This is a genomic window from Streptomyces sp. NPDC031670, from assembly GCF_055580545.1.
The window spans coordinates 1-3,207 of the sequence record NZ_JBVILC010000050.1 but is presented as its reverse complement, the minus strand read 5'-3'; the positions used below and the strand labels follow the sequence as shown (position 1 = coordinate 3,207).

Sequence of the window (3,207 nt, the reverse complement as noted above, 5' to 3'; positions counted from 1 at the left end):
ATGGGTGGCTGGTCGTTGTTTGAGAACTGCACAGTGGACGCGAGCATCTGTGGCCAAGTTTTTAAGGGCGCACGGTGGATGCCTTGGCACCAGGAACCGATGAAGGACGTGGGAGGCCACGATAGTCCCCGGGGAGCCGTCAACCAGGCTTTGATCCGGGGGTTTCCGAATGGGGAAACCCGGCAGTCGTCATGGGCTGTCACCCATGCCTGAACACATAGGGCATGTGGAGGGAACGAGGGGAAGTGAAACATCTCAGTACCCTCAGGAAGAGAAAACAACCGTGATTCCGGGAGTAGTGGCGAGCGAAACCGGATGAGGCCAAACCGTATGCGTGTGATACCCGGCAGGGGTTGCGCATACGGGGTTGTGGGATCTCTTTTTCACAGTCTGCCGGCTGTGAGACGAGTCAGAAACCGTTGATGTAGGCGAAGGACATGCGAAAGGTCCGGCGTAGAGGGTAAGACCCCCGTAGCTGAAACATCAACGGCTCGTTTAAGAGACACCCAAGTAGCACGGGGCCCGAGAAATCCCGTGTGAATCTGGCGGGACCACCCGCTAAGCCTAAATATTCCCTGGTGACCGATAGCGGATAGTACCGTGAGGGAATGGTGAAAAGTACCGCGGGAGCGGAGTGAAATAGTACCTGAAACCGTGTGCCTACAAGCCGTGGGAGCGTCGCGTTGAGTACTTGTACTCAACGTCGTGACTGCGTGCCTTTTGAAGAATGAGCCTGCGAGTTAGCGGTGTGTAGCGAGGTTAACCCGTGTGGGGAAGCCGTAGCGAAAGCGAGTCCGAATAGGGCGTTTGAGTTGCACGCTCTAGACCCGAAGCGGAGTGATCTAGCCATGGGCAGGTTGAAGCGGAGGTAAGACTTCGTGGAGGACCGAACCCACCAGGGTTGAAAACCTGGGGGATGACCTGTGGTTAGGGGTGAAAGGCCAATCAAACTCCGTGATAGCTGGTTCTCCCCGAAATGCATTTAGGTGCAGCGTCGTGTGTTTCTTGCCGGAGGTAGAGCACTGGATAGGCGATGGGCCCTACCGGGTTACTGACCTTAGCCAAACTCCGAATGCCGGTAAGTGAGAGCGCGGCAGTGAGACTGTGGGGGATAAGCTCCATGGTCGAGAGGGAAACAGCCCAGAGCATCGACTAAGGCCCCTAAGCGTACGCTAAGTGGGAAAGGATGTGGAGTCGCAGAGACAACCAGGAGGTTGGCTTAGAAGCAGCCACCCTTGAAAGAGTGCGTAATAGCTCACTGGTCAAGTGATTCCGCGCCGACAATGTAGCGGGGCTCAAGCGTACCGCCGAAGTCGTGTCATTGCAGCGTATAGCCCCAACGGGTGTTGTGATGGGTAGGGGAGCGTCGTGTGCCGGGTGAAGCCGCAGCGGAAGCTAGTGGTGGACGGTTCACGAGTGAGAATGCAGGCATGAGTAGCGATACACACGTGAGAAACGTGTGCGCCGATTGACTAAGGGTTCCTGGGTCAAGCTGATCTGCCCAGGGTAAGTCGGGACCTAAGGCGAGGCCGACAGGCGTAGTCGATGGACAACCGGTTGATATTCCGGTACCCGCTTTGAAACGCCCAATATCGAATCCATTAATGCTAAGGCCGTGAAGCCGCCCTGATCTCTTCGGAGTTGAGGGGAGTGGTGGAGCCGCTGACCCAAGGTGGTAGTAGGTAAGCGATGGGGTGACGCAGGAAGGTAGTCCAGCCCGGGCGGTGGTTGTCCCGGGGTAAGGGTGTAGGCCGTGTGGTAGGCAAATCCGTCACACATTAAGGCTGAGACCTGATGCCGAGCCGATTGTGGTGAAGTGGATGATCCTATGCTGTCGAGAAAAGCCTCTAGCGAGTTTCATGGCGGCCCGTACCCTAAACCGACTCAGGTGGTCAGGTAGAGAATACCGAGGCGTTCGGGTGAACTATGGTTAAGGAACTCGGCAAAATGCCCCCGTAACTTCGGGAGAAGGGGGGCCATCACTGGTGATGAGTCTTGCACTCTGAGCTGGGGGTGGCCGCAGAGACCAGCGAGAAGCGACTGTTTACTAAAAACACAGGTCCGTGCGAAGCCGTAAGGCGATGTATACGGACTGACGCCTGCCCGGTGCTGGAACGTTAAGGGGACCGGTTAGCTCCATTTCGGTGGGGCGAAGCTGAGAACTTAAGCGCCAGTAAACGGCGGTGGTAACTATAACCATCCTAAGGTAGCGAAATTCCTTGTCGGGTAAGTTCCGACCTGCACGAATGGCGTAACGACTTCTCGACTGTCTCAACCATAGGCCCGGTGAAATTGCACTACGAGTAAAGATGCTCGTTTCGCGCAGCAGGACGGAAAGACCCCGGGACCTTTACTACAGTTTGATATTGGTGTTCGGTTCGGCTTGTGTAGGATAGGTGGGAGACTTTGAAGCTGTGACGCCAGTCATGGTGGAGTCGCCGTTGAAATACCACTCTGGTCGTGCTGGATGTCTAACCTGGGTCCGTGATCCGGATCAGGGACAGTGTCTGATGGGTAGTTTAACTGGGGCGGTTGCCTCCTAAAGAGTAACGGAGGCGCCCAAAGGTTCCCTCAGCCTGGTTGGCAATCAGGTGTTGAGTGTAAGTGCACAAGGGAGCTTGACTGTGAGACCGACGGGTCGAGCAGGGACGAAAGTCGGGACTAGTGATCCGGCGGTGGCTTGTGGAAGCGCCGTCGCTCAACGGATAAAAGGTACCCCGGGGATAACAGGCTGATCTTCCCCAAGAGTCCATATCGACGGGATGGTTTGGCACCTCGATGTCGGCTCGTCGCATCCTGGGGCTGGAGTCGGTCCCAAGGGTTGGGCTGTTCGCCCATTAAAGCGGTACGCGAGCTGGGTTTAGAACGTCGTGAGACAGTTCGGTCCCTATCCGCTGTGCGCGTAGGAATATTGAGAAGGGCTGTCCCTAGTACGAGAGGACCGGGACGGACGAACCTCTGGTGTGCCAGTTGTCCTGCCAAGGGCATGGCTGGTTGGCTACGTTCGGAAAGGATAACCGCTGAAAGCATCTAAGCGGGAAGCCTGCTTCGAGATGAGTATTCCCACCTCCTTGAGAGGGTAAGGCTCCCAGTAGACGACTGGGTTGATAGGCCAGATGTGGAAGCCTCGTAAGGGGTGGAGCTGACTGGTACTAATAGGCCGAGGGCTTGTCCTCAGTTGCTCGCGTCCACTGTGTTAGTTCTGAA

General features: G+C 56.3%; 1 rRNA gene. It reads left to right on the top strand.

Annotated features, from left to right (window positions below):
- The first annotated feature begins 51 nt into the window (after window positions 1–51).
- A 23S ribosomal RNA gene (locus tag ACZ5ID_RS36840) occupies window positions 52–3,176 on the top strand.
- The last annotated feature ends 31 nt before the right edge of the window (window positions 3,177–3,207 follow it).